This is a genomic window from Fundicoccus sp. Sow4_D5 (assembly GCF_052116365.1).
Lineage (GTDB): Bacteria > Bacillota > Bacilli > Lactobacillales > Aerococcaceae > Fundicoccus.
Genome location: NZ_JBQKLF010000007.1, coordinates 126,260 through 146,072, shown reverse-complemented (window position 1 = coordinate 146,072; position 19,813 = coordinate 126,260). Strand labels below are relative to the sequence as shown.

19 protein-coding genes, 2 rRNA genes, 3 pseudogenes and 1 riboswitch are annotated in these 19,813 nt (G+C 36.7%); of the genes and pseudogenes, 17 read left to right on the top strand and 7 right to left on the bottom strand.

Features of this window, described 5'->3' with window-relative positions; translation table 11 throughout:
* Positions 1-98: ribosomal RNA gene (locus ACTQ45_RS09460) — 23S ribosomal RNA — on the top strand; the annotation flags it as partial.
* A gap of 95 nt (positions 99-193) precedes the next feature.
* Positions 194-309 (top strand): 5S ribosomal RNA (gene rrf / locus ACTQ45_RS09455).
* A 134-nt stretch (positions 310-443) separates the two neighbouring features.
* Here the strand turns inward: rrf and ACTQ45_RS09450 are convergent.
* Positions 444-900, bottom strand: a pseudogene (locus tag ACTQ45_RS09450) (IS1634 family transposase); the annotation flags it as partial.
* Between the two features lie 603 nt (positions 901-1,503).
* Between ACTQ45_RS09450 and ACTQ45_RS09445 the strand changes: the two are divergent.
* The 4 genes from ACTQ45_RS09445 to ACTQ45_RS09430 all read left to right on the top strand — a co-directional run bounded on the left by ACTQ45_RS09445 (position 1,504) and on the right by ACTQ45_RS09430 (position 5,791).
* A complete protein-coding gene (locus ACTQ45_RS09445; protein WP_441763538.1) occupies positions 1,504-3,069 on the top strand; it encodes a polysaccharide deacetylase family protein in 1,566 nt (521 codons plus the stop codon).
* Between the two features lie 110 nt (positions 3,070-3,179).
* On the top strand, positions 3,180-3,947 hold the full coding sequence (locus ACTQ45_RS09440; protein WP_441763537.1) for an NAD-dependent epimerase/dehydratase family protein: 768 nt from the start codon (positions 3,180-3,182) through the stop codon (positions 3,945-3,947).
* Between the two features lie 142 nt (positions 3,948-4,089).
* Positions 4,090-5,442, top strand: coding sequence for a D-serine ammonia-lyase (locus ACTQ45_RS09435; protein WP_441763536.1), 1,353 nt, complete (start codon positions 4,090-4,092; stop codon positions 5,440-5,442).
* Between the two features lie 55 nt (positions 5,443-5,497).
* Positions 5,498-5,791 carry a putative quinol monooxygenase gene (locus ACTQ45_RS09430; protein WP_441763542.1) on the top strand — a complete coding sequence of 98 codons (294 nt, stop codon included), beginning with the start codon at positions 5,498-5,500 and terminating at the stop codon, positions 5,789-5,791.
* 81 nt (positions 5,792-5,872) lie between these two features.
* Here ACTQ45_RS09430 and ACTQ45_RS09425 read toward each other — a convergent pair.
* Positions 5,873-6,145 (bottom strand): annotated as a pseudogene (locus ACTQ45_RS09425) (DeoR/GlpR family DNA-binding transcription regulator); the annotation flags it as partial.
* A gap of 680 nt (positions 6,146-6,825) precedes the next feature.
* Here ACTQ45_RS09425 and agaS point away from each other — a divergent pair.
* The 7 genes and pseudogenes from agaS to ACTQ45_RS09390 form a co-directional block, all read left to right on the top strand.
* A pseudogene (gene agaS, locus ACTQ45_RS09420) lies at positions 6,826-7,072 on the top strand (SIS domain-containing protein); the annotation flags it as partial.
* Between the two features lie 152 nt (positions 7,073-7,224).
* The gene (locus tag ACTQ45_RS09415; protein WP_441763535.1) at positions 7,225-7,350 is read left to right on the top strand and encodes a hypothetical protein; all 126 of its coding nucleotides are present in this window, start codon (positions 7,225-7,227) and stop codon (positions 7,348-7,350) included.
* Between the two features lie 61 nt (positions 7,351-7,411).
* A riboswitch (TPP riboswitch) is annotated at positions 7,412-7,510 on the top strand.
* 76 nt (positions 7,511-7,586) lie between these two features.
* Positions 7,587-7,883, top strand: coding sequence for a thiamine-binding protein (locus tag ACTQ45_RS09410; RefSeq protein WP_441763534.1), 297 nt, complete (start codon positions 7,587-7,589; stop codon positions 7,881-7,883).
* The gene (locus tag ACTQ45_RS09405; RefSeq protein WP_441763533.1) at positions 7,855-8,631 is read left to right on the top strand and encodes an ABC transporter permease; all 777 of its coding nucleotides are present in this window, start codon (positions 7,855-7,857) and stop codon (positions 8,629-8,631) included. Before ACTQ45_RS09410 ends, ACTQ45_RS09405 begins: the two co-directional genes overlap by 29 nt.
* Before the next feature lie 14 nt (positions 8,632-8,645).
* On the top strand, positions 8,646-9,647 hold the full coding sequence (locus tag ACTQ45_RS09400; protein WP_441763532.1) for an ABC transporter substrate-binding protein: 1,002 nt from the start codon (positions 8,646-8,648) through the stop codon (positions 9,645-9,647).
* Between the two features lies 1 nt (position 9,648).
* Complete coding sequence (locus ACTQ45_RS09395) at positions 9,649-10,377, top strand: ABC transporter ATP-binding protein (RefSeq protein ID WP_441763531.1); 729 nt, start codon at positions 9,649-9,651, stop codon at positions 10,375-10,377.
* A gap of 73 nt (positions 10,378-10,450) precedes the next feature.
* On the top strand, positions 10,451-10,684 hold the full coding sequence (locus ACTQ45_RS09390) for a hypothetical protein (RefSeq protein ID WP_441753151.1): 234 nt from the start codon (positions 10,451-10,453) through the stop codon (positions 10,682-10,684).
* Between the two features lie 538 nt (positions 10,685-11,222).
* Here the strand turns inward: ACTQ45_RS09390 and ACTQ45_RS09385 are convergent.
* Positions 11,223-12,623 (bottom strand): aldehyde dehydrogenase family protein, encoded by a 1,401-nt coding sequence (locus ACTQ45_RS09385; RefSeq protein ID WP_441763530.1) that lies wholly within the window; start codon positions 12,621-12,623, stop codon positions 11,223-11,225.
* Between the two features lie 1,345 nt (positions 12,624-13,968).
* Here ACTQ45_RS09385 and ACTQ45_RS09380 point away from each other — a divergent pair.
* Together ACTQ45_RS09380 and ACTQ45_RS09375 are read left to right on the top strand one after the other, a co-directional pair.
* Complete coding sequence (locus ACTQ45_RS09380) at positions 13,969-14,415, top strand: MarR family winged helix-turn-helix transcriptional regulator (protein WP_441763529.1); 447 nt, start codon at positions 13,969-13,971, stop codon at positions 14,413-14,415.
* 31 nt (positions 14,416-14,446) lie between these two features.
* Entirely contained in the window at positions 14,447-15,229 is a 783-nt protein-coding gene (locus tag ACTQ45_RS09375) for a tryptophan-rich sensory protein (protein ID WP_441763528.1), read from the top strand.
* Between the two features lie 140 nt (positions 15,230-15,369).
* Here the strand turns inward: ACTQ45_RS09375 and ACTQ45_RS09370 are convergent, their stop codons facing one another.
* Both ACTQ45_RS09370 and ACTQ45_RS09365 read right to left on the bottom strand, forming a co-directional pair.
* The gene (locus ACTQ45_RS09370) at positions 15,370-15,927 is read right to left on the bottom strand and encodes a biotin transporter BioY (RefSeq protein ID WP_441763527.1); all 558 of its coding nucleotides are present in this window, start codon (positions 15,925-15,927) and stop codon (positions 15,370-15,372) included.
* A complete protein-coding gene (locus ACTQ45_RS09365; RefSeq protein WP_441763526.1) occupies positions 15,917-16,948 on the bottom strand; it encodes a biotin--[acetyl-CoA-carboxylase] ligase in 1,032 nt (343 codons plus the stop codon). Before ACTQ45_RS09365 ends, ACTQ45_RS09370 begins: the two co-directional genes overlap by 11 nt.
* Positions 16,949-17,109: 161 nt before the next feature.
* On the opposite strand from ACTQ45_RS09365, the gene ACTQ45_RS09360 reads away from it, so the two are divergent.
* Positions 17,110-18,621: an amidase gene (locus ACTQ45_RS09360; protein ID WP_441763525.1), complete on the top strand. Its 1,512-nt coding sequence runs from the start codon at positions 17,110-17,112 to the stop codon at positions 18,619-18,621.
* Between the two features lie 29 nt (positions 18,622-18,650).
* On the top strand, positions 18,651-18,812 hold the full coding sequence (locus ACTQ45_RS09355) for a hypothetical protein (protein ID WP_441753137.1): 162 nt from the start codon (positions 18,651-18,653) through the stop codon (positions 18,810-18,812).
* 53 nt (positions 18,813-18,865) lie between these two features.
* On the opposite strand, the gene ACTQ45_RS09350 is transcribed toward ACTQ45_RS09355, so the two are convergent.
* Complete coding sequence (locus ACTQ45_RS09350; protein WP_441753135.1) at positions 18,866-19,030, bottom strand: hypothetical protein; 165 nt, start codon at positions 19,028-19,030, stop codon at positions 18,866-18,868.
* A 107-nt stretch (positions 19,031-19,137) separates the two neighbouring features.
* On the bottom strand, positions 19,138-19,812 hold the full coding sequence (locus ACTQ45_RS09345; RefSeq protein ID WP_441763524.1) for a phosphatase PAP2 family protein: 675 nt from the start codon (positions 19,810-19,812) through the stop codon (positions 19,138-19,140).
* Position 19,813 lies beyond the last annotated feature (1 nt).

The window sequence follows — 19,813 nt, the reverse complement described above, 5'->3', positions numbered from 1 at the left end:
AGTAAGACCCCTGAGAGACGATCAGGTAGATAGGCTAGAAGTGGAAGTGCAGCGATGTACGGAGCGGACTAGTACTAATCGGTCGAGGACTTAACCACGAGAACAATTTGACGGTATGGTCTGATTTTGTTGAGAGTATTCAGTTTTGAGTGATCAATCAAGCACTCTAAAAAAAATAACAACAGACACTGTGTGTGGTGATGAAGGCAAGAAGGATACACCTGTTCCCATGCCGAACACAGCAGTTAAGCTTCTTAGCGCCGATGGTAGTTGGACCTTTGGTCCTGTGAGAGTAGGACGTTGCCACGCAAGTGTTGTATGTTATTAGACAACAATTCAGTTTTAATTTTGAATCCCTTTAGTTGTTCATTCGACTAAAGGTTTTTTTGTATTTTCATTGAAATTTTGGTGGCTCTTATGTTTTATCCTAACATCCCGTACTCCTAACGAGACGAGATGTTTAGACTGAGTTGTTCATATAACGTTTCTTGTTTTTAGGAGGATTTCGCCGATTATCATACTAAAGGATGAGTGGATGAAACATTCAACGTGATTAAATGCTTTCAACACTTCATCCAACTTATAGTCTTTAAACAGATTTGCCTGCTCAATACGATGTTCTAGTTCTGGTGCTAAAATTAAGGCGAGGTATCGGACAAAGAGTTTACCTTCCAATCCAGGTTGCGATGACATTCTCAAGCGACGCATGTTTAACCTAACTTTTAGATTCATGAAGGCCTTCTCCACTTGATCTTTATCACGGTAATGGCGCAACACTTGGGCACGCGTCATGCGACTATTGGATAATAGAACGAAGTAGCCCGCATACGTTAACTTTTCTTCTACTGCTTCTTCTTTAATCTTGACTAAGACCCCACTTTCAATTCGTTTAGTTATCTTAGAGAGGCATAATCATTTGTAAAAATAACTTTTAAGTCGTCTGTTAAACTGACTTGTTTCACGAATTGCGCTAAAACATCCGTCGCACCATAGAAACGCGTTGGATTTCTGCTAAAGGAGGCAAAGGCCTCACGTCAGATTTTTTCTTTGTTATCTGGCCATCTCTTTGTACCACTTCTTCTGTCTCGGGTTTTAGTTCCCAATCAGTTTTCGCTTAGCTCGCGATTGTTTTTTTTGGATCTCAATAAGATATCGATTCATACAGATGCGTTTGTCCACTGCGTTTATCGTGTTGTTTAATAATAGTGGGTTGTTTTTCTTTTGACATTTTTTCTCACCTCGTTATGATGATATTAATAACACATAACGAAGTTTTTGGAAACAAAACGTGTTGCTAAAGATGATAATATCAATCTTTAGCACAGGATTAATCGTTATGAGTCTCGGGAGTTCAGGGGTTATAGTTTGTTGATATTCATGTAAGTATATTGACTTTTTTATATAGTTGCAACTTTGAATGCGTTGTGGATATATTTTGTGATATAATTTACAAAATGGTATTTTTTAATACCCGAAATATTTATTAAGGAAGGCGAATGGTTAATGAATCGTGAAGATATAGACAAGGAAATTGGTAGGTGTAAAGATTCAGTTGATACAGCTGACAAGCAAGCCACCATTGATAATCAGACTGTTAAAAGTAAACGAATAAGTGAAGACGCTACTGATTTAGATGGAGTAACTATCGCTGAAAAGTTTAAAAGTGCAGATACTTATAAAGCTAATGCGGGAACAGATAAAAGACTAATTAAAAGCAAAAATATTCTACTGACTCTTATAGCAGTTATTGGAATTTCATTACTTATATTTATTTTATCTGGCTTACTTGGTGATTCAAATGAACAAATCGCTCGTGCTGATGAAGCAGTAGAGGCTTTATTCATGGATGAACAACATATTTTTTTGAATCCCGAACTTTCAAAGTTTGATTTTGTGAAAGCCATAGAAGCGATTGATGATTTAAGTCATAAGAATCAATCGGTTTATAAAGAAAGTTATGAACAAGCTCAATTAATGTACGATGCAATCAATGAATTAAGCACTATTTATGAACAGGACGATTTAATCATACAAGGAAATCAGGTATTGCCTGCCGATGAATTACTTGTTCGTGCATCTGTTACGCAAAGTTTACTTGACGAAAAGCATGCAGCGTTCGAAGCTAATCAGAATCAACAGTTGAGTGATTTGTTATCAGCAGAAATTAAGTCTTTGTATCAGTACGCTGATTCAGTTGTAGCATATACCGAAATTGCTCAGACTTCCATTAATAATTTACCCAAAAGTATAAAAAATCGTTCACAATTATTGGATGTTATAAATGCAATACAGGCGGTTGAATTACAATTAACAGACTATAGTAAACAACCAAAAGTAGTAGAGTTATATGAACAACTTCAATTTTACGCAAATAAGGTAGGAGATATCATTGTGAGTGGCTTAGAAATGGGAGAGTATGATTCGACTTTTTGGGAAGAAGTTTATTGGACAGATACGTTAGTTTATTACTTTGAAGGGGAAATACAAGTGAGTGAAAAACTTATTTCTTTAACGTTCGACGATGGGCCGAATGAGGAATTTACGACACAGTTATTAGATGTTTTATCTAAACATGACGTAAAGGCGACATTCTTTGTGATGGGAGCCTATGTTGATGAGTTCCCAGAAGTCGCCCGCCGAATTGTCTCTGATGGGCATACGATAGCGAATCATACTTATAATCATCCCGATTTAAGTACAGTGTCCGATGAAGAGGTTGTCAAGCAATTTATATGGACACAAGAATCAATTCATGATGTCACAGGAGTATGGCCCACTATTTATCGTTTACCTTTTGGAGCAGGTGGTAAAAGAGTAATTGATTTAATGGATGATATGACATCGATCTTATGGAATATAGATTCGATGGACTGGTATTACCAAGATACGACATTAACTTACAATCATATTATGGAGAACTTACAGCCGAAATCTTTATTATTGATGCATGATACCCATCAAGCGACACCGGATGTCATTGATTTGTTAATTCCAGTATTAAAAGATCAAGGGTATGAATTTGTCGCACCTACGGAAGTTGGCTTTGATCTGCGTTATTATACGGAATAATAGATAAATATTAAAACCTTTACTTAAGAGTAGAGGTTTTATTTTTTTTATTAAAAGAGTCAAAGTGCTATACTAAAAGTGAATAACGAAATAAATCAGGAGGCAAGATAATGAAAAAAATGTTAATTACTGGAGCTGCAGGTGCAATTGGCCAGGCTATCACCAAGCATTTAGAAGGGGATTATCATTTAACTTTAGTCGATCGTAACTTTGATGATTATCCTGAAAATTTAGCACTCGATGCAGTAAAAATAGCAATTGATTTGGATAATAGCGAGGCTTGGGAGGGCTTGTTAGAGGATATTGAGTACATTGTTCATCTTGCGGGTAATCCCGATGCCTTTGCCAAATTTGAAGAAGTGTGGCAACCTAACTTCATTATTCCTAAGCTGTTATTTGAATATGCAGAACAAGCGAGCAAGCTAAAAAGAATAGTATTTGCGAGTTCTGTGCATGCGGTAGATGGCTATCCAGAAGGTAAAGAAATACAGGTCAATGATCCAACTAGACCTGATGGTTATTATGGTATTTCGAAATTATATATGGAATCAGTTGCAAATTATTATGCTTATCAAAAAGGAATAGAAGCGATTGGTATTCGAATCGGTAATTATTCGACAACCGGTTCAAAGTTTTCTAAGGAAATTAATCTACATGGTTTGGCTGAAATTATTACAGAAAATGACTTCAATCATTTGCTTGATTGTTGTTTAAACACAGAGTTGTCAGAACCTTTTCTAATTGTTAATGGAATATCAAACAATAGCTTCAATCGTTTAGAAATCGAATCATTGAAAACATTAATTGGCTATGAACCTAAAGATAATGCTTTCGACATGGCTGAAGTGGAGATACAAAAGAATGAGCCAACCGTTTAGAAGTTGACAATTAAGCATAAAAACCGAACGGTAGATGTTTGTTTTATATGATAGTTTCGTTAGAAGCACTTAGAGCTGTTTTTTTCTTCTCTTTAGTCTGATAAACTGAGTTTATTAAGTATTGTGACGCAGGAGGATAAAAATGATTGTAAGTGAAAAGATTCAATCAATGTTAGAAAGTGTGCCTTATTTAAAAGAAGTGGCTGACACAAAGCGGGTATTTTTAAGTAATACATCTAAACCTAATTTTAAGGAAGCGGATCAAAGAACAAAGTTTACTAAGCAAGATATAAGAGATGCTGAGGATCGTTTAGCTCGTTTTGCACCCTATATTATGGAAGCATTTCCTGAAACGGTAGAGGCTAAGGGTTTGATTGAATCTAAATTAAGCTCGATTGATGAAATAAAAGATGAATTAGAATCTTATTATCAAACCAAAATTGATGGACATTTATGGCTAAAACGTGATGATTTACTTCCTATTGCGGGTACAATCAAGGCGCGAGGAGCCATTTATGAAGTTCTGAAGCATGCAGAAGCCCTTGCCTTAGAGCAGGGAATGTTAAGTTCAGAGACAGATGATTATACTAAATTTGCTAGTCAAGCTTTTAAAGATTTCTTCTCTAACTACCGTATTGTTGTAGGAACGACCGGTAATCTAGGAATTAGTGTAGGGGTCATGGGTGCTAAACTTGGCTTTGAAGTAACGGTTCATATGTCAGTTGAAGCAAAAGAATGGAAGAAAAACTTATTACGTTCACGTGGCGTTAAAGTCGTGGAGCATGAAACAAACTTTACACAAGCCGTTCAGATGGGGCGTAGCCAATCGCTACAAGACGAGACGTCCTATTTTGTAGATGATGAATTCTCAGAGGAACTTTTCCTAGGGTATACGGTCGCGGGTAATCGTCTGCAAGAACAATTAAGTCAAATGGATATCCAAGTCGATGAGGACCACCCACTATTCGTCTACCTACCTTGCGGTATTGGAGGGAGTCCAGGAGGAATCACTTTCGGTTTGAAGCAAGTGTACGGTGACAATGTTCATTGCTTTTTCGCAGAACCTACTCAAATGCCGTCGATGTTAATTGGCTTAATGACCAAAGAGTATGATCAAGTGTCGATTGAGGATTTTAATATTGATGGCAGCTTAACAAATATGGATGGTTTAGCCGTTCCAAGAACATCGGGCTTTGTGGCAAAATTAATGCATGACTTTTTTGATGGCGGGTATACCGTTTCTGAAAAAGACAATTTTACATTCTTAAGAAAATTAGTTGATATAAAAGAGATTGCGTTAGAGCCGGCAGCTGTCGTCGGAGTGACCGGCCCCGCCCGTTTGTTTAGTAGTGTTCAGGGGCAAGCTTATATTAAAGAAAAAGGCTTGGAAAACAAAATGAAAGAGGCAAATCACATATCGTGGGCAACCGGAGGAAGTATGGTGCCAGAAGCTGATCGCCGAGCGTTTTATAATGCAGTCGAGCAATATTTATAACCAATACTGAAGAAGTTTTTGTGATGAGAAGGATAATGAGATAAATAGATAATCTATTAACGGAAAATTTGTCGCCAGTTCCGGTAAAGACGCCTTATTAAGACAGTATTTATTAGAAGCTTCCAAAGCAATGGAAGCTGTGGATAACTGTTACTGTTATTTCGTTGGTGTGAATGAAGAAGAACCTGACGCTGATTATATGCATGAATTGTGGGAGAATCAAGCGGCTCACCGTGCTTCATTAGAACTCGATGTGTTTAAAAATTTAATCGAAAAAGCAAAACCATTGATTGTTACAATGAGTAATGATCCGGTCTTAATAATAATCGAAGGGAAGGCTTCATTCTAGTAAACTATAACACCTTGGCGCATTCATTTTTAGAATGTCCAAGGTGTTATAGTTTCATTATGCAGGTTTGACCTTGACGAATTATGAGTAACTTGTCAGTAAATCTTTAGAAAATTGACGATCAATTAGCAACATAACTGCTAAAGAAAGATCATAACAATGATAAAAAGCGGTTTGATTGAATTTGCTTTTTTCTGCAACAATATAGGTTTTTCCTGTGTTTTCTAATATAAAACGCTCGATAATTCCTTCATCAGTATTCGCATTGTAAAGATTATTCTGATGAATGGCGTAAACCCTAATAAAGGACTTATCAACATGAATGTCTCGTAATATCGTGCGAGTAATACTGCCAAAAAAGCTCCTGTAAAAGGGTGGTAATTACCCCCTATTAATATGAGCTCAAAACGAGAGTCGAATTGAAATTTATTAAACACTAAGATGGAGGAATCTATGCTGAATTGTTCCAACACACTCTAGAGTGTGCTAATGAAGCAGATATCGCGTTAATGACGTATTATGGGCTCGAGCAATTTGGAAGCTTTCAGTCGATGGATTTATATCGGGTGGTCAATAAGCGCTGTCAAATGATTGCAAATTAAAGGTCGCGAAAGCATTCAAAATTTAAATGAAGTCATTCAAAGAACTACGACCTCATGGACAAGCCAGATTGAATATTAAGATGAAATATAGGAGTTTGAAAGTATATGTGATTTAACTACAGATGAATTAGTCTCATTAGACGCTGAAATTATAACGCGTGAAATTAAACAGCAATCAGAATGATGGCAAGAAGCGGTAACTCACCTGAAAGTGAAGCCGCTGTAGATGACGATAAAAACCTTATGATTTTACAGCCGTCTACATCAAACGATTAAGGTTTCGCTACGACAGGGAGTTTTATACGCATACCTTTGACAGCTCTTTTAACGTTTGACATGACAAATAATACTGACGAAGAAGATTATGTAAAATCAGTAATAAAGATGGCAAGTACAGCCTTTTCTAGAGAGGTTTAAGTAATCGTGAAAACTGACGTTGACCGCGTGATAGATTGGGGTTCTGGAAGTTTTTAGGGCTTGCTCGAGAAGCTCAACTTAAAATTTTAGAATTGACCGCTGGTAAAGTAACGACTGTTTTCGACTCTTCAATGCTTTCGTCATGGTCCAACATCTTTTATCAGTGAAAAGTCACTTATTTTCGTTTTTGTCTCAAATGATGAGTATACGAGACAATATGATTTAGATATTATATCTGAAGTAACAGGTGATCAACTAGCCGCTTTAGTTTTACCTGTTCAAGTTGAACAAATAGATCAGATGGCCATGAACGGTTTTAACATCACGCAAGGACAAAAACATGTGCCAGATGCTTACCTTGTTCTGCCATATATTATCTTATGACAAACGGTGGCTTTATTGTCTGCGATTAAAGTGAGGAATATACCAGAAAATCCTTCTCCCACAGGAACGGTGACCCGTGGGGTAAAAGGTGTAACCATTCATGAGCAAAATAATGGTTGTAAGACTAATGGACCCGTTGGGATTGATTTTTCATAATCAGTCCTAACGGATTTGTTTGCTTAACTTGTACTTGAAATTATCTTATGCTATGATGGCTTCAACACACAAGGGGTGCAATATGCTGAGATGGGACTTGCCCGAACTCTAATAACCTGATTAAGTTAACACTTACGTAGGGATGTGGTTTATTTCATATATATATTATGGTGGATAAACTTGTCTATTTCTATGTTTGCGCATTTGTGTGAAAAGAATAGGGAGGTTTTTTTTGTATGTCAAATTGTAGTTTAGCTATTCAAATTTTACCACAGCAAACGGATCAAGCAACAGTTCTTAATACGGTCGATAAGGTAATCGACTATTTGAGAGTGAATGCTAAAAGTATTGAGTTAAGTGCTTTTGAAACCACTATTGAGGGTGAATTTGATGAATTGATGGCTATATTAAAAGGTGCGATTGAAGTAGCCGGTTCACACCATCACAAAATTTTTACAAACGTTAAAATTAGCTATGACGCAGAGGGGCAAGTGTTGGGTATCGATGAAAAAGTATCAAAACATCGCCAATAAATATGCAGGATTAATTTTTGGACTGACGCTAATTTTACTTTGGGAGTTTAGCGGATACATGGGGTGGCTACCACGATTCATCATTCCCACTCCAAGTCAGATAATTACAGCATTAGTTAATGATCGTGCCAATCTTTGGGACAACAGCCGAGTGACGTTATTACAAGCCTTTATTGGTTTAGGAATCGGAATTGTTTTGGCTTTTATATTAGCAATTGTAATGGATTTAATCGAATGGTTAAATCGAGCACTTTATCCAATGTTAATTGTGACTCAAACGATACCGACGGTTGCTATCGCACCCATATTAGTATTGTTACTAGGTTATGATATGACACCTAAAATTGTTTTGGTTGTTTTAACCACACTGTTTCCAATTATTATTAGTATTTTAAATGGATTTGCTAATAGTGATCAAGACGCTGTTCGCTTGTTGCAATTAATGGGAGCAAATTTATGGCAAGTTCTTTTACATGTCAAATTACCCAATAGTTTGTCATATTTTTTTAGTGGGTTACGTGTCAGTGTTTCCTATGCTTTTGTCAGTTCAGTCGTAGCTGAATGGCTGGGGGGCTTTGAAGGCTTAGGAGTTTACATGATTCAAACTAAAAAAGCATTTGCTTATGACAAAATGTTCGCAGTTATTGTTCTAATTTCGTTAATTAGTCTGTTTTTTATGTGGGTTGTTTCGCTTTTAGAAAGAGTGTTTATCCCATGGATGTATAGAGAACGTAAGATAAGATTTTAAGGGAGCTATCATAAATGAAAAAAATGTTTAATCTACTTGTACAATCAGTTATTACATTAAGTTTATTATTCTCAATTAGCCAGGTAACACTTGTATCTGCTGTCGCTGAAAATGACTCTGTCGATTTCATTTTAGACTGGGTACCCAATACCAACCATACTGGTTTATATGTAGCAGTTGAAAAAGGCTATTTTACAGAAGCAGGCGTAGATGTCACAATTAGACGACCACCAGAAGGTAGTACAACCGAATTAGTCGGTTTAGGCCAAGCAGAATTTGGTATTAGTTTCCAAGATTCAATTGCATCGCGTTTTGCGGGTGGTTTACCAGTAACAGCTGTCGCGGCTATTCTAGAACACAATACGTCAGGAGTCATTTCAAATGAAGCTGCTGAAATTAAAGCACCTCAAGATTTAACTGACAAAAGTTATGGTACTTGGAATGACCCAATTGAATTAGCAATGATTCAATTTTTGGTGAATCAAGAAGGTGGAAATTATGAGGCTGTCAAATTAGTACCTAACCAAGCAGATAATTCTGTGGTAGGTCTAGCCAACGAGATGTTTGACTCTGCATGGATTTATTATGCATGGGATGGAATAATGGCTGACTATCAAGAGGTAGCAAGTAATTTCTTTTACTTCGCAGATTATGCTGAAGCATTAGATTTTTACTCACCCATTATAATTGCTAATAATGATTATTTGTCACAGCAAGGAGATCAAGCGACGAAAGTCATTCAAGCGATTAAAAAAGGCTATCAGTATGCTATGGAGCATCCAGAAGAATCAGCTGAGATTCTAATCAAAAATGCACCAGAATTGGAGAGCCAAAAAGACATGGTGCTTGCTTCTCAAATATGGATTAGTGAGCAATATGCAGAAGAACCATCACAATGGGGACATATAGACGAATCAAGATGGAATCAATTTTATAAGTGGTTATATGAAAATGATTTAGTTGAGGTTGATTTGACACTAGGTAACTATTTTACAAATGAATATTTAGAGGATTAACGTGTTAACTATTCAAAAAATTAATTATCAATTCGAACATCATTCTGTTTTACATGATGTGAATATGACTGTCAAACCACAACAGACTGTTGGTATTCTAGGAACAAGTGGTGTAGGTAAAACAACGTTATTTAATTTGATCGCCAGTAATTTAGAATTGCAATCTGGTAGCATCACAATAGATGGGACTGATCAAATAAAAGGGAAAATAAGCTATATGCTACAAAAGGATATGCTTTTCCAACATAAATCAGTCATTGAAAATATTATGTTACCCTTGCTTATTCAAGGCTATTCAAAAGAACAGTCGCGTTTAAGATCAGAAAATTTATTAAAAGAGTTTGAATTAGAAAAATGGGCAAACTATTATCCTAGCTCATTAAGTGGTGGGATGCGTCAGAGAATTGCTTTTTTAAGAACGATTAACTTTGGGCGAGAATGGTTGTTACTCGACGAAGCCTTTGGAGCTTTGGATGCTATCACTCGTCGGCAAATGCATCGTTGGTTTCATGGAGTTAAAAGTAAAATGAATTGGTCAACTTTATTGATCACACATGATGTAGAAGAAGCCTTAATTCTTTGCGATAAAATTTATGTGCTGAAAGGTCAACCAGGTGAAGTAGTATTAACACTTGACGTGGACTTAGCTAAGGAAGATTTTGAAGAGATTATTTTTAGTCCAGTCTTTCTTGAATATAAGCGTATTTTACTAGATGCTTTAGAAAACTAAGATCCTTGATTTTTTTCATAGATTACCTGTTATAATCTATTTAACAATAAAATTATAACAAGGCGGTGTTCAAATGAAACGATTGATGAATGCGATGATGTCATTGTGTATTTTCACAGTCACATTTTTAAGCAAAGAAATCCTAGAGCGGACAGACTTAGTGGATGTCAAAGAGAGTATTTGGCAAGAATATTTATTATTCTTACTGATATACTTGCTTGTCTATCTCTTTGTCAAATTGCTTCAATTCACTGTCAAAGGGTTGAGGAACAAAGGAGCACGTGCAAATCATAAAGTAAAACAGTAGTGTTAAAAGTTATATTATGAGGTTATATACATGACGAGATGTCATAGACTTGAACTTGAAGTGTAAAGGACAATAATAAAATGTAGGAAAAGCGCAAAATAAAGTTGTCGCTTTTCCTACATTTTTTTAATTACCCAACGTATAACATTTTCCGAGTTTCACAGTGTGACAAGCTATCAAAGAGGAGGAATCTGATAACACACGAATTATGATTGACATATCTAATCATGATTTGGCTAGGTTCTGATAAGCAACTTGGCGAAAAATAAATGTCTCGAATACAATATTTCGTTGTTTCTTGAGTCGTATCGATTTCTAAATCCAAGTGTTTCAAGGAATAGCTTTTATAAGTAGCTAAGAACTTTATTAAAACTCATCCGTTTGATTCATTATGAGCAGAAATTATATTAAATAGTTTCATTCCAATTTTCCAAACAGGCAGTCCTGTTAAATAAACCTACCCTCTAAAGCACTTCCCAATTGCTTGTAAACGAGAAGAGACACTTTAAAAGATAAAGTGAGAGCTTCAAGAATCTCCTTAAAAGACAATTCGTCTAAAACGTTTTAAGGCAGATAAAGCTACTTTACTATAAGGTGGGAATTGTTGAGGTAAGCTAAAGGGCATCTTTTTTTGATATAAAGTTCGTTGGTAGGTGAAGGTTTTAAAACTGGCCTCACCATGATAATTACCTAAGCCACTTTGCCCTTTACCACCAAATGGTGTATTAGGACTAGTCACATGCACCATTAATTGATTAATACTCAAAGCTCCGCTTTCTAGTCGCTCTTGTACATACTGAACCATCTTCTTATTTTTAGTAAAGAGATAGATTACTAACGGAACAGGTCGTGTCTGGTATTGCTTAATCACATCATCAATCGAATCGTAGGGAATAATCGGTAAAATTGGACCGAAAATTTCCTCCTCAGCCAATGCACTCCCTTCTTTGACATCAGTCATTAAAGTGGGAGCCATAAAGCGCGTTGCTTCATCTATTTCTCCGCCGTAGTACACTTGGCCATCCTTTAAAAAACGTGTTAAATTTGCTAAATGCTGTTTATGTACAATTCGCCCATAGTCAGGTGACTTGATAGGGGTATCGCCATAAAAGTCAACGATCTGTTGCTTGGCTTGTTCTAAAAATTGTTGATAGAATAAACGTGGTACGAAGATGGTGTCGGGAGCAATGCAAGTTTGTCCAACATTCAAAAATTTACTCCATATAATATGTTTAATCGTCTCTTCATTCATAGTTGTTTCGTCAATAATACAAGGATTTTTGCCACCAAGCTCTAAAACAACTGGAGTTAAATGCTTTGCCGCCGCTTGATAGACTTTCGCTCCGATTTGCGGACTTCCTGTAAAAAACACAAAATCCCATTCCATATCAGTTAAAGTTTTCGCAACATCAGCGTCGCCCTCAACGACATAAAGTAAATCCGGATCCAGATACTGTGGCACAAGCTCAGCTAGTAACCGACTGACAGCTGGAGCAGACTCAGAGGGTTTTAAGACAGCCCCATTACCTGCGGCAATTGCTCCAATCACAGGGCCCAGTGCGAGTTGTAAAGGATAATTCCAAGGTGAAAGTATTAGTACACTTCCAAATGGCTCTGCAGTGACGCTTGTTTTTTCTGCACCACTAATTAATAATCGATGTTTGACAACCGGCTTCATCCATTTAGCCAAGTGTTTTATGGTATCCTCTAATTCATTTAGTAAAAAGGCTATCTCAGTTGCATAAGCTTCTAAAAGGGGTTTGTCTAAGTCTTCTTTTAAAGCCAAAAGCCAACGATCTTCATGATCAACTAGTAGTCTCCTTATCTGGTTTAACCCGTCAAGACGTAAAGATAAACCGCGACTGCCGAGCGTTCGACTACGCAATCTTTGCATCTTTTGAACAGTTTCCAATACATTGGGCATAAATGTTTTTGTCATGTTTACTCCACTCCTTTATTAATGAATTCATTTGTCACTTATTTTTAAGAATATTACCATGATATTATTGCCACATTGGGGCAATATAGTGTCACAACTTAGTTTGATTGTTCTTTCAATCGCTTACAATGAATCATGTAAGTGACACTTCATGGTGGATTGACCCCCTGATGTTTCTTTTGTTTAGAAAGGTCGGCATACATTGAGATCTGATGGAGGACAGTCTGATTTTACATATACATTACGATACCTATAGGCTTGTTTACTATGCGTTCGGCTAGGTTTGTCAGCCTTATTCTTTCTAGTGTGTCAAAGGTTTTGTTTTCTATTATTTTATAATCTAATGCTGTAAAAGATTTGTCAGGACTGTTAAGTAGATTGACAGAGGTTTAATGTTTTCATTACCTAGAAATATTCAAGTCTGATTAATTTTTAAGACATTAGCCTAGCCTATCATTAGCTTCAAGAGTAAATGATGGCTATCAATCACAGTGTTGAACAACTTTCAGAGTCTTTTGAAAAAATAAAATATGATGGCCTCGTTGAGGATGTGTTTTATTCAGAAACAAGTGAAAGTAAAGTTCAGAGCAGGCGGTTTAAATTGTATTTCTAATCGAGTAAGCTCGAATGAATTTTGACACAGTAAGTCATATGTTAATATGTTATTAAGTGATGCGTTTGAGTTTCTTTAATCTTACTTGGCGCTACTGTGCTTGTAAAGAATTAGCTATCGAAAAAACTAAGCGCTTGTATTTAAAAAATTTAGAATAGAAAATACATTATACGATAGCGGTGATATTAATGTGCAGCGCGCAATACTTATCATATAATAGGCTAAAGCTGTCAAATGAAATACAATGATGAAATGAAAGATAAAGGGAATCGTTGTAGGAATTGATATGACTGGTTTTTACCCAGCGCAGTTCGAGTGTCTAAAGTATATCAAGTTTAATTTTATGAGAAAAAATTTTAACTGGTAGGAAAAGAACATGTGTTAAAAGGCTGGCTGATGATTTGACGTCGTTTACACTTTGAAAGAGAGGCAAAGCAGGATCGAGAAGTAGTTGAACTAGTAAATAAAAATCCAGAGGGAAGTATTCCATGACGCTTTATTCGCTTATGGGAGGAAGTGGTCCAAAACTTTCATGCGAGCATTGAGAAGTTTTAGGAAAGGATTGATTAAGTTGATGGGGGTGTCGCTTACCGTTTGATTAGCTGCAAGCTTTTATCACAGAATAATGGACAGTATCTCTTCAAACCATAAAGAGATGAACTTTTGTAATACATTTAAAAACGCTTTAACTAATTAAAGAAGCAAAGCAAGGATTAAAGAAAAGGAGATGAAATGGACGATACAATTTTTGATAGTCTATTAGACGAACAGTTATGCTTTCGCTTGTATAGGGCCTCTAGTGGCATAGGAAAACTATATTCTCAAACACTGATACCGGTTGAATTAACTTTTTCTCAGTATTTGGTTTTGTTGGCTTTATGGGATGGGGTAGCGATTTCTGACATCGCTGCTCGGACTGGAATGGGCATAGGAACACTGAATCCAATTCTAAAGCGTATGACGGAAAATGGTTGGATTAAACGTCAAACACCTGAAACTGATAAACGAATGCGGTTAATTTTCTTAACAGAGAAAGCTTATGGACATAAGGCTACTATTAATAGATCAATTTTAACGCATTTAGCAGCATGTGATTTTGCAGGGCTGAACTTACTAGAATTAATGAAACAATTAGACTTACTCCAAAAACAATTAGACGCTATTAATCACAAGTTCTGATGTCATCACTCAATAATATGGAGGTATTGAAATGAAAATGGAAACGAAAACTAAAGCGTGGATTAATCTAGGTTTGTTATTACTGACAATTTTTGTTAACTTTCTTGGAGGAACTGGACAGATTAACGGAACATCTCAAGCGGAAGTTTCAGATACTTACCACACGCTTATCACACCAGCTGGTTTTACATTCAGTATTTGGAGTGTCATTTATAGTCTGTTAATTATAAGCATGATTACAATGGTAGTTAAGCATAAGGATCACTATTACAGTAAAGTCATTGAGCGAATTACCCCATTTCTCTGGTTATCCTATCTTAGCAATATGATTTGGATTGTATTGTTTTCTTATCAATTAATCGGCTTATCTACACTGTTTATTTTTGCTTATTTATTTAGTTTAAGTATTATGATGATGCGATTGAAACAAATAAATCAAAAGCGTGAGTGGCTTATTCCTTTAACGATTGGTTTAAACACAGGTTGGCTATTTATTGCGTCTGTTGTCAATTTAGCGGCTTTTCTCGTTCAAATAAACTGGGGTGGTTGGGGGCTAACAGATAGTAACTGGGCAACTATTTTAATGGTTGTTGCGGCTTTATTCACATTTCTTGTGCTATTTATTGTAAAGAATGCATCGTTTCCATTACCGATAGCATGGGCCTTTTTCGGTATTTTTATGGAACTTAACACAAGTGGAAGCGATGCGTTCTTAGGAATCGTTGCGATTGTCTGTCTGATTTTTTCACTTTTAATTTCGTTCTTTACTTTCTATCAGAATCAAAAGAGTATTTATCCTGTTAAATACGATTAAAGTAAAGAGAAAATTATATTAAATGGAAACAAAAACGAGCGAAAATATTGAGGTAACACTCAATATTTCCGCTCGTTTAATTTTATATTCTCTTTTTTTAGTTTGTCTTGCTGTTGGTCCTATTGTGTAAAACGTGCGACTTAAATGGACGGTCTGATGCTTGCTTGTAAAGGCGTTCTGAGTCTTTGTGCTACAACTATGCTGAGAAAAACTTTTAAGATATCACCTGGTAAGAAAGGCAACATGCCGGCCATTAATACTTGAGGTAGGGTCATTTGAGCACCTAGGACAACATTGAGTATAAAGCTCATGTAACTTAGTCCGATTGAATACAAAACGAGTGTTGCAACTAATGAGGCGATGAGATAATGAGGTAAACTTGGTTGGTTTTTCTTTTCAAGAAAGCGAGCCATGACTGTGGCTGCTGGGATGAAACCTATGGCAAAGCCAAAAGCAGGGCTTAAAAATGATTGGATACCACCTGAACCATTCGCAAAGACTGGAAATCCTATTAGTCCTAATAGAAGGTAAGCACTAGTGACGATGAAAGCATGTTTGCTAGGCAAAATCATACCAATCAATAGAACCGCAAATGTTTGTAAAGTAATCGGAATTGGTCCAATCGGAATGGATAGTTGTGAACTGATCGCCAGAATTGCAATCATTAAAGCTGATAATGTAATATCTCTAGTTTTCATCTTGGGTATCCTCCTGAGTGTCTGCTTGTTGGGCGAATTGCTTACTTGAAAAATGTACTTCTTGACCAATGAGTGTCTCTAATTGTCCGTTGGTCTGGCGAACGAGCAAATGGCCGTCCGTATCGATTCCTTCAATTATTCCGCGGTGCTTTTCTTTATTAATAAGATAGGTCACCTCTTGATTTAATCCCAATAAGTGATCTCGGTAAATAGATAGGAAATCTGGGGCTAATAAATCTAAATGGTAACGACCAAAATAATTCAGAAAAGTTTTCAAAAATTGATTGGGATTAAAACTCTCAGGTAGAGACTCACCAAAAAGTGTGCCGGCCACGTCTTGAACATCTTGCGATGCGGCTGAAAAATCACCTGATAAATTTATGCCGATTCCAATAACAATGGCTGAAAAACCGCCTGTTTCTAAGTCAGTGACTGCTTCTGAAAGAATGCCAGAAATTTTTCGTCCGTTATAAAATAAATCATTAACCCACTTAATCTTGATGTCTTTATCTGTGAGTGCTTCGATTGCTTGAACAACGGCTGTTGCTGCTGCAATTGTATAACGTGGCACATCTTGTGGGTCATCAACTTTAGGTCTAATGGTTAATGAAAAATATAGACCTTTTGATAAATCAGAATGGAAATTGCGCCCCCTTCGACCGCGGCCTTGCGTTTGTTTTTCGGCAATGAATAGTCCGTTTTGCCCCCTGTTTGTAATATTAAATTGTTTAGCCAAATCGTTGGTAGAGGTTACCTCTTTATGATTTTCAATGTACAAGCCTTCCCACATTTCATCAATCTGATGAAGAATTTGTTCGGGATCTAACTGATGACTCATCCCTTTTAACTGATACCCCGTGTTTCCTTGACTAACTATTTGATAGCCTTTTTGACGAAGAATCTCAATCGCTTTCCAAACCGCATTGCGAGAGACTGAAAATTCATCTGCTAAAGCTTGGCCGGATATTGGCTGATTTTGATGCGACATAAGATACTCTAATACTAATTTTTGTACGCTCATCGATTCATTTCTCCTGATCTTTTCTTCTTGTTAGACTAAAAATAACAGAATGACGCTTATTCGTCAACCTAAATTAAATTAAAGGTGACAACGCAGGCTGTATTTTTTATGTTTCTGTTAGACTGTGCTAAACTATGATTAAATTAACGGAGGTGTTATTTTTGCTATTTATACAAGATGCTACTTACTACGCACAACAAATACGAGCTGGAATCGTATCAAGTGAATTACTAGTGCAAAGGTCACTCGAGAATATAGAGACATTCAATCCAATTTTAAATGCGGTAACAATCGTTGAAAAAGAGCGTGCCATTAAACGAGCTCTAGAAATGGATCAAGCATTCGAAGCAATGGCTAAAGAGGATCAACTTGCCCTACCGCCTTTTTATGGTGTGCCGATTCTCTTGAAAGATTTGGGGCAAAATCAAGCCGGGGTATTAAGCACAAGTGGCGCTCGTTTGACACAGAATGATGTTCCCAGTCAAACCGATTTGTTTGTCAGTAAAATTGAAGCTGCTGGTTTTGTAGTGGTAGGGCGAACGAATACTCCAGAGTTTGGTTTTAAGAACATTAGTGATTCTGAGTTGCATGGTGTTGTTAGTTCGCCTCTAGATTTGAAACGAAATCCAGGTGGTTCAAGTGGAGGTGCGGCTGCTGCTTTAAAGGCAGGTTTAGTACCAATTGTCACTGCCAGTGATGGAGGTGGCTCGATTAGAATTCCTGCGAGCTTTACAGGACTAATTGGCTTAAAGCCTTCACGAGGTCGCATACCAGTAGGTCCTAATGGTTACAGAGGTTGGCAAGGAGCTTTGGTGAACTTTGCTTTGACTAAGTCAGTAAGAGATACGTTTAACCTGTTAAAAGCTTTACAAGTTGAGCAATTAGAAGCACCCTTTAGTTTGCCAATGATTCAAACAGAAACATTAAGTATTCCTAAACGTCCATTAAAAATCGCTTTTACACTGACCTCTCCAATCCAAACGAAAGTCAGCATTGAAGCAGAATCAGCTGTCAAACAAGCAGTTAAGTACTTAGAAGATCTGGGGCATCATCTAGTTGAAGCTAAACCTGAAGTAGACGGTGTGAAAGCTATGGAGAGTTACTATCAAATGAACGGTGTAGAAACAGCGGCGATGATGAAAAGGATTGAACAAGCTTTAGGAAGACAAGTAGGTAAAGATGATATGGAGTTGATGAGTTGGGCATTATATCGTTCAGGCTTATCAATTACAGGTGTCGATTTTACAGAAGCACTATCGTATTGGGATTATTTAACCGTTATGTCAGAACATTTTTTTGAAAGTCAACAAATTGATTTGTTGTTGATGCCAGCGACAAACAACATTGCACCTTTACAAGAAGAATTCAGTTTGACACAAGCAGTCAAAAAAAATCTGTCCAATATCGATGATTTTAAGCCGGCTGAACAACAGGAAATGATTTGGGAGATGTTTGAGAAGTCTTTAGCGTATACTCCTTTTACACAGCAACAGAACTTAACGGGGCAACCTGCCATTAGTTTGCCTATTTATGAAACAGAAAATAAGATGCCTTTAGGAGTACAACTGTCCGCTAGAAAAGGCCAAGAAATAACACTGTTAGAAATTGCATTTGAACTGGAAAAAGCAAATGCATTGCACAGCGAAATTGTTTCGATTTCTCCTCATTCGTGATAAACTGAAAAAAACTGAGGAGTGGGGATATGAGTCATCATAAAAATGGGAAACCTCTAAAAAAAAGCGGCTTCGGTATTATCATTGGATTAATCGTCGGTATTGTCATTGGTTTAGCCATGAAGAATATAGGCGTAGGAATCGCGATTGGAATTGCGATTGGTGTAGGTATGTCAGGTATCAGAAAATAATAAAAAGCATTTATAGGCCAGTCACTGTGACGTAGCCTATAAATGCTTTATTTTTATTCAAATTCTTCTGGCCCAAGATAGTCGTCATGATAAGCGATTCCACTTTCTATACAGCGACGGAGTACTTCTTCTAATTCTTCACGGCTGCCTTTAAAATCAGACACAGGAAAAGATTCATGAAACGCATCGAAATATTGCTTCAATAGTTCATTCATCATTATCATCTCCTTAATGAGGACATACGTAGAGACAAACAAATACTGATGTTTAGACAGATGTAACTAAGCCACTTTCTTTCTTTTATTATAGCATATATCGTACCAAGCTAAAACTTCGAAGACTTGTTTGCACGAAGCCAGCGACGATGATAATCAATGGCCAATACTAGAAAAGCACTGCCCAATGAATAGCCACCTAACACATCACTTGGGTAATGAACGCCTAAATATAAACGGCTAATACCCATTAAAAGAACAAAAATAACAGTTAAACCCATTAGGCTTTGTTTTACTTGGGATGACTTATTCTGTGAGAAATAATAGATTAAATAAGCGAGTGCTCCGAAATAAATGACAGCTCCCATAGCATGTCCACTTGGAAAAGAGTGACCTTCTTGTTCGATTAAGTGAGTCAATTCAGGACGAACTCTTTGGAAAACATTTTTTACTAAGCTGTTCAAAACAGCTGCTCCTAAAAAGACAGTCAGGATATACCACAGTGTGCTTTTCCAATCGCGTTGAATGACTAAAACAAGCACTGCGATAGCCAACACAATGAGGGCAACGGACATTGGGTTACCAATTGTAGTAAAAGCTATTACTATTTTTGTTAATAAGTCGCTCCCACGATTGTAAAACAAACTGCCGATTGATGTGTCAAACACTTGTAAAATATAGCTGTCAAAGATTCCCATCACGCAAAGAATCAGAAAAGGAATCACTAAAACAAAACTCAGCAAGAGAGTATGCTTAAAACTTCTGTAATAGGGATTTGTCTCCATT

Coding starts and splice junctions, on each gene's coding strand:
- ACTQ45_RS09350 (WP_441753135.1), bottom strand. CDS start 19,030: ATGATGAATGAACTATTGAAGCAATATTTCGATGCGTTTCATGAATCT.
- ACTQ45_RS09435 (WP_441763536.1), top strand. CDS start 4,090: ATGATTGTAAGTGAAAAGATTCAATCAATGTTAGAAAGTGTGCCTTAT.
- ACTQ45_RS09405 (WP_441763533.1), top strand. CDS start 7,855: ATGAAAAAGTATCAAAACATCGCCAATAAATATGCAGGATTAATTTTT.
- ACTQ45_RS09355 (WP_441753137.1), top strand. CDS start 18,651: ATGAGTCATCATAAAAATGGGAAACCTCTAAAAAAAAGCGGCTTCGGT.
- ACTQ45_RS09385 (WP_441763530.1), bottom strand. CDS start 12,623: ATGACAAAAACATTTATGCCCAATGTATTGGAAACTGTTCAAAAGATG.
- ACTQ45_RS09445 (WP_441763538.1), top strand. CDS start 1,504: ATGAATCGTGAAGATATAGACAAGGAAATTGGTAGGTGTAAAGATTCA.
- ACTQ45_RS09370 (WP_441763527.1), bottom strand. CDS start 15,927: ATGAAAACTAGAGATATTACATTATCAGCTTTAATGATTGCAATTCTG.
- ACTQ45_RS09390 (WP_441753151.1), top strand. CDS start 10,451: ATGAAACGATTGATGAATGCGATGATGTCATTGTGTATTTTCACAGTC.
- ACTQ45_RS09365 (WP_441763526.1), bottom strand. CDS start 16,948: ATGAGCGTACAAAAATTAGTATTAGAGTATCTTATGTCGCATCAAAAT.
- ACTQ45_RS09410 (WP_441763534.1), top strand. CDS start 7,587: ATGTCAAATTGTAGTTTAGCTATTCAAATTTTACCACAGCAAACGGAT.
- ACTQ45_RS09440 (WP_441763537.1), top strand. CDS start 3,180: ATGAAAAAAATGTTAATTACTGGAGCTGCAGGTGCAATTGGCCAGGCT.
- ACTQ45_RS09375 (WP_441763528.1), top strand. CDS start 14,447: ATGAAAATGGAAACGAAAACTAAAGCGTGGATTAATCTAGGTTTGTTA.
- ACTQ45_RS09400 (WP_441763532.1), top strand. CDS start 8,646: ATGAAAAAAATGTTTAATCTACTTGTACAATCAGTTATTACATTAAGT.
- ACTQ45_RS09380 (WP_441763529.1), top strand. CDS start 13,969: ATGGACGATACAATTTTTGATAGTCTATTAGACGAACAGTTATGCTTT.
- ACTQ45_RS09345 (WP_441763524.1), bottom strand. CDS start 19,812: ATGGAGACAAATCCCTATTACAGAAGTTTTAAGCATACTCTCTTGCTG.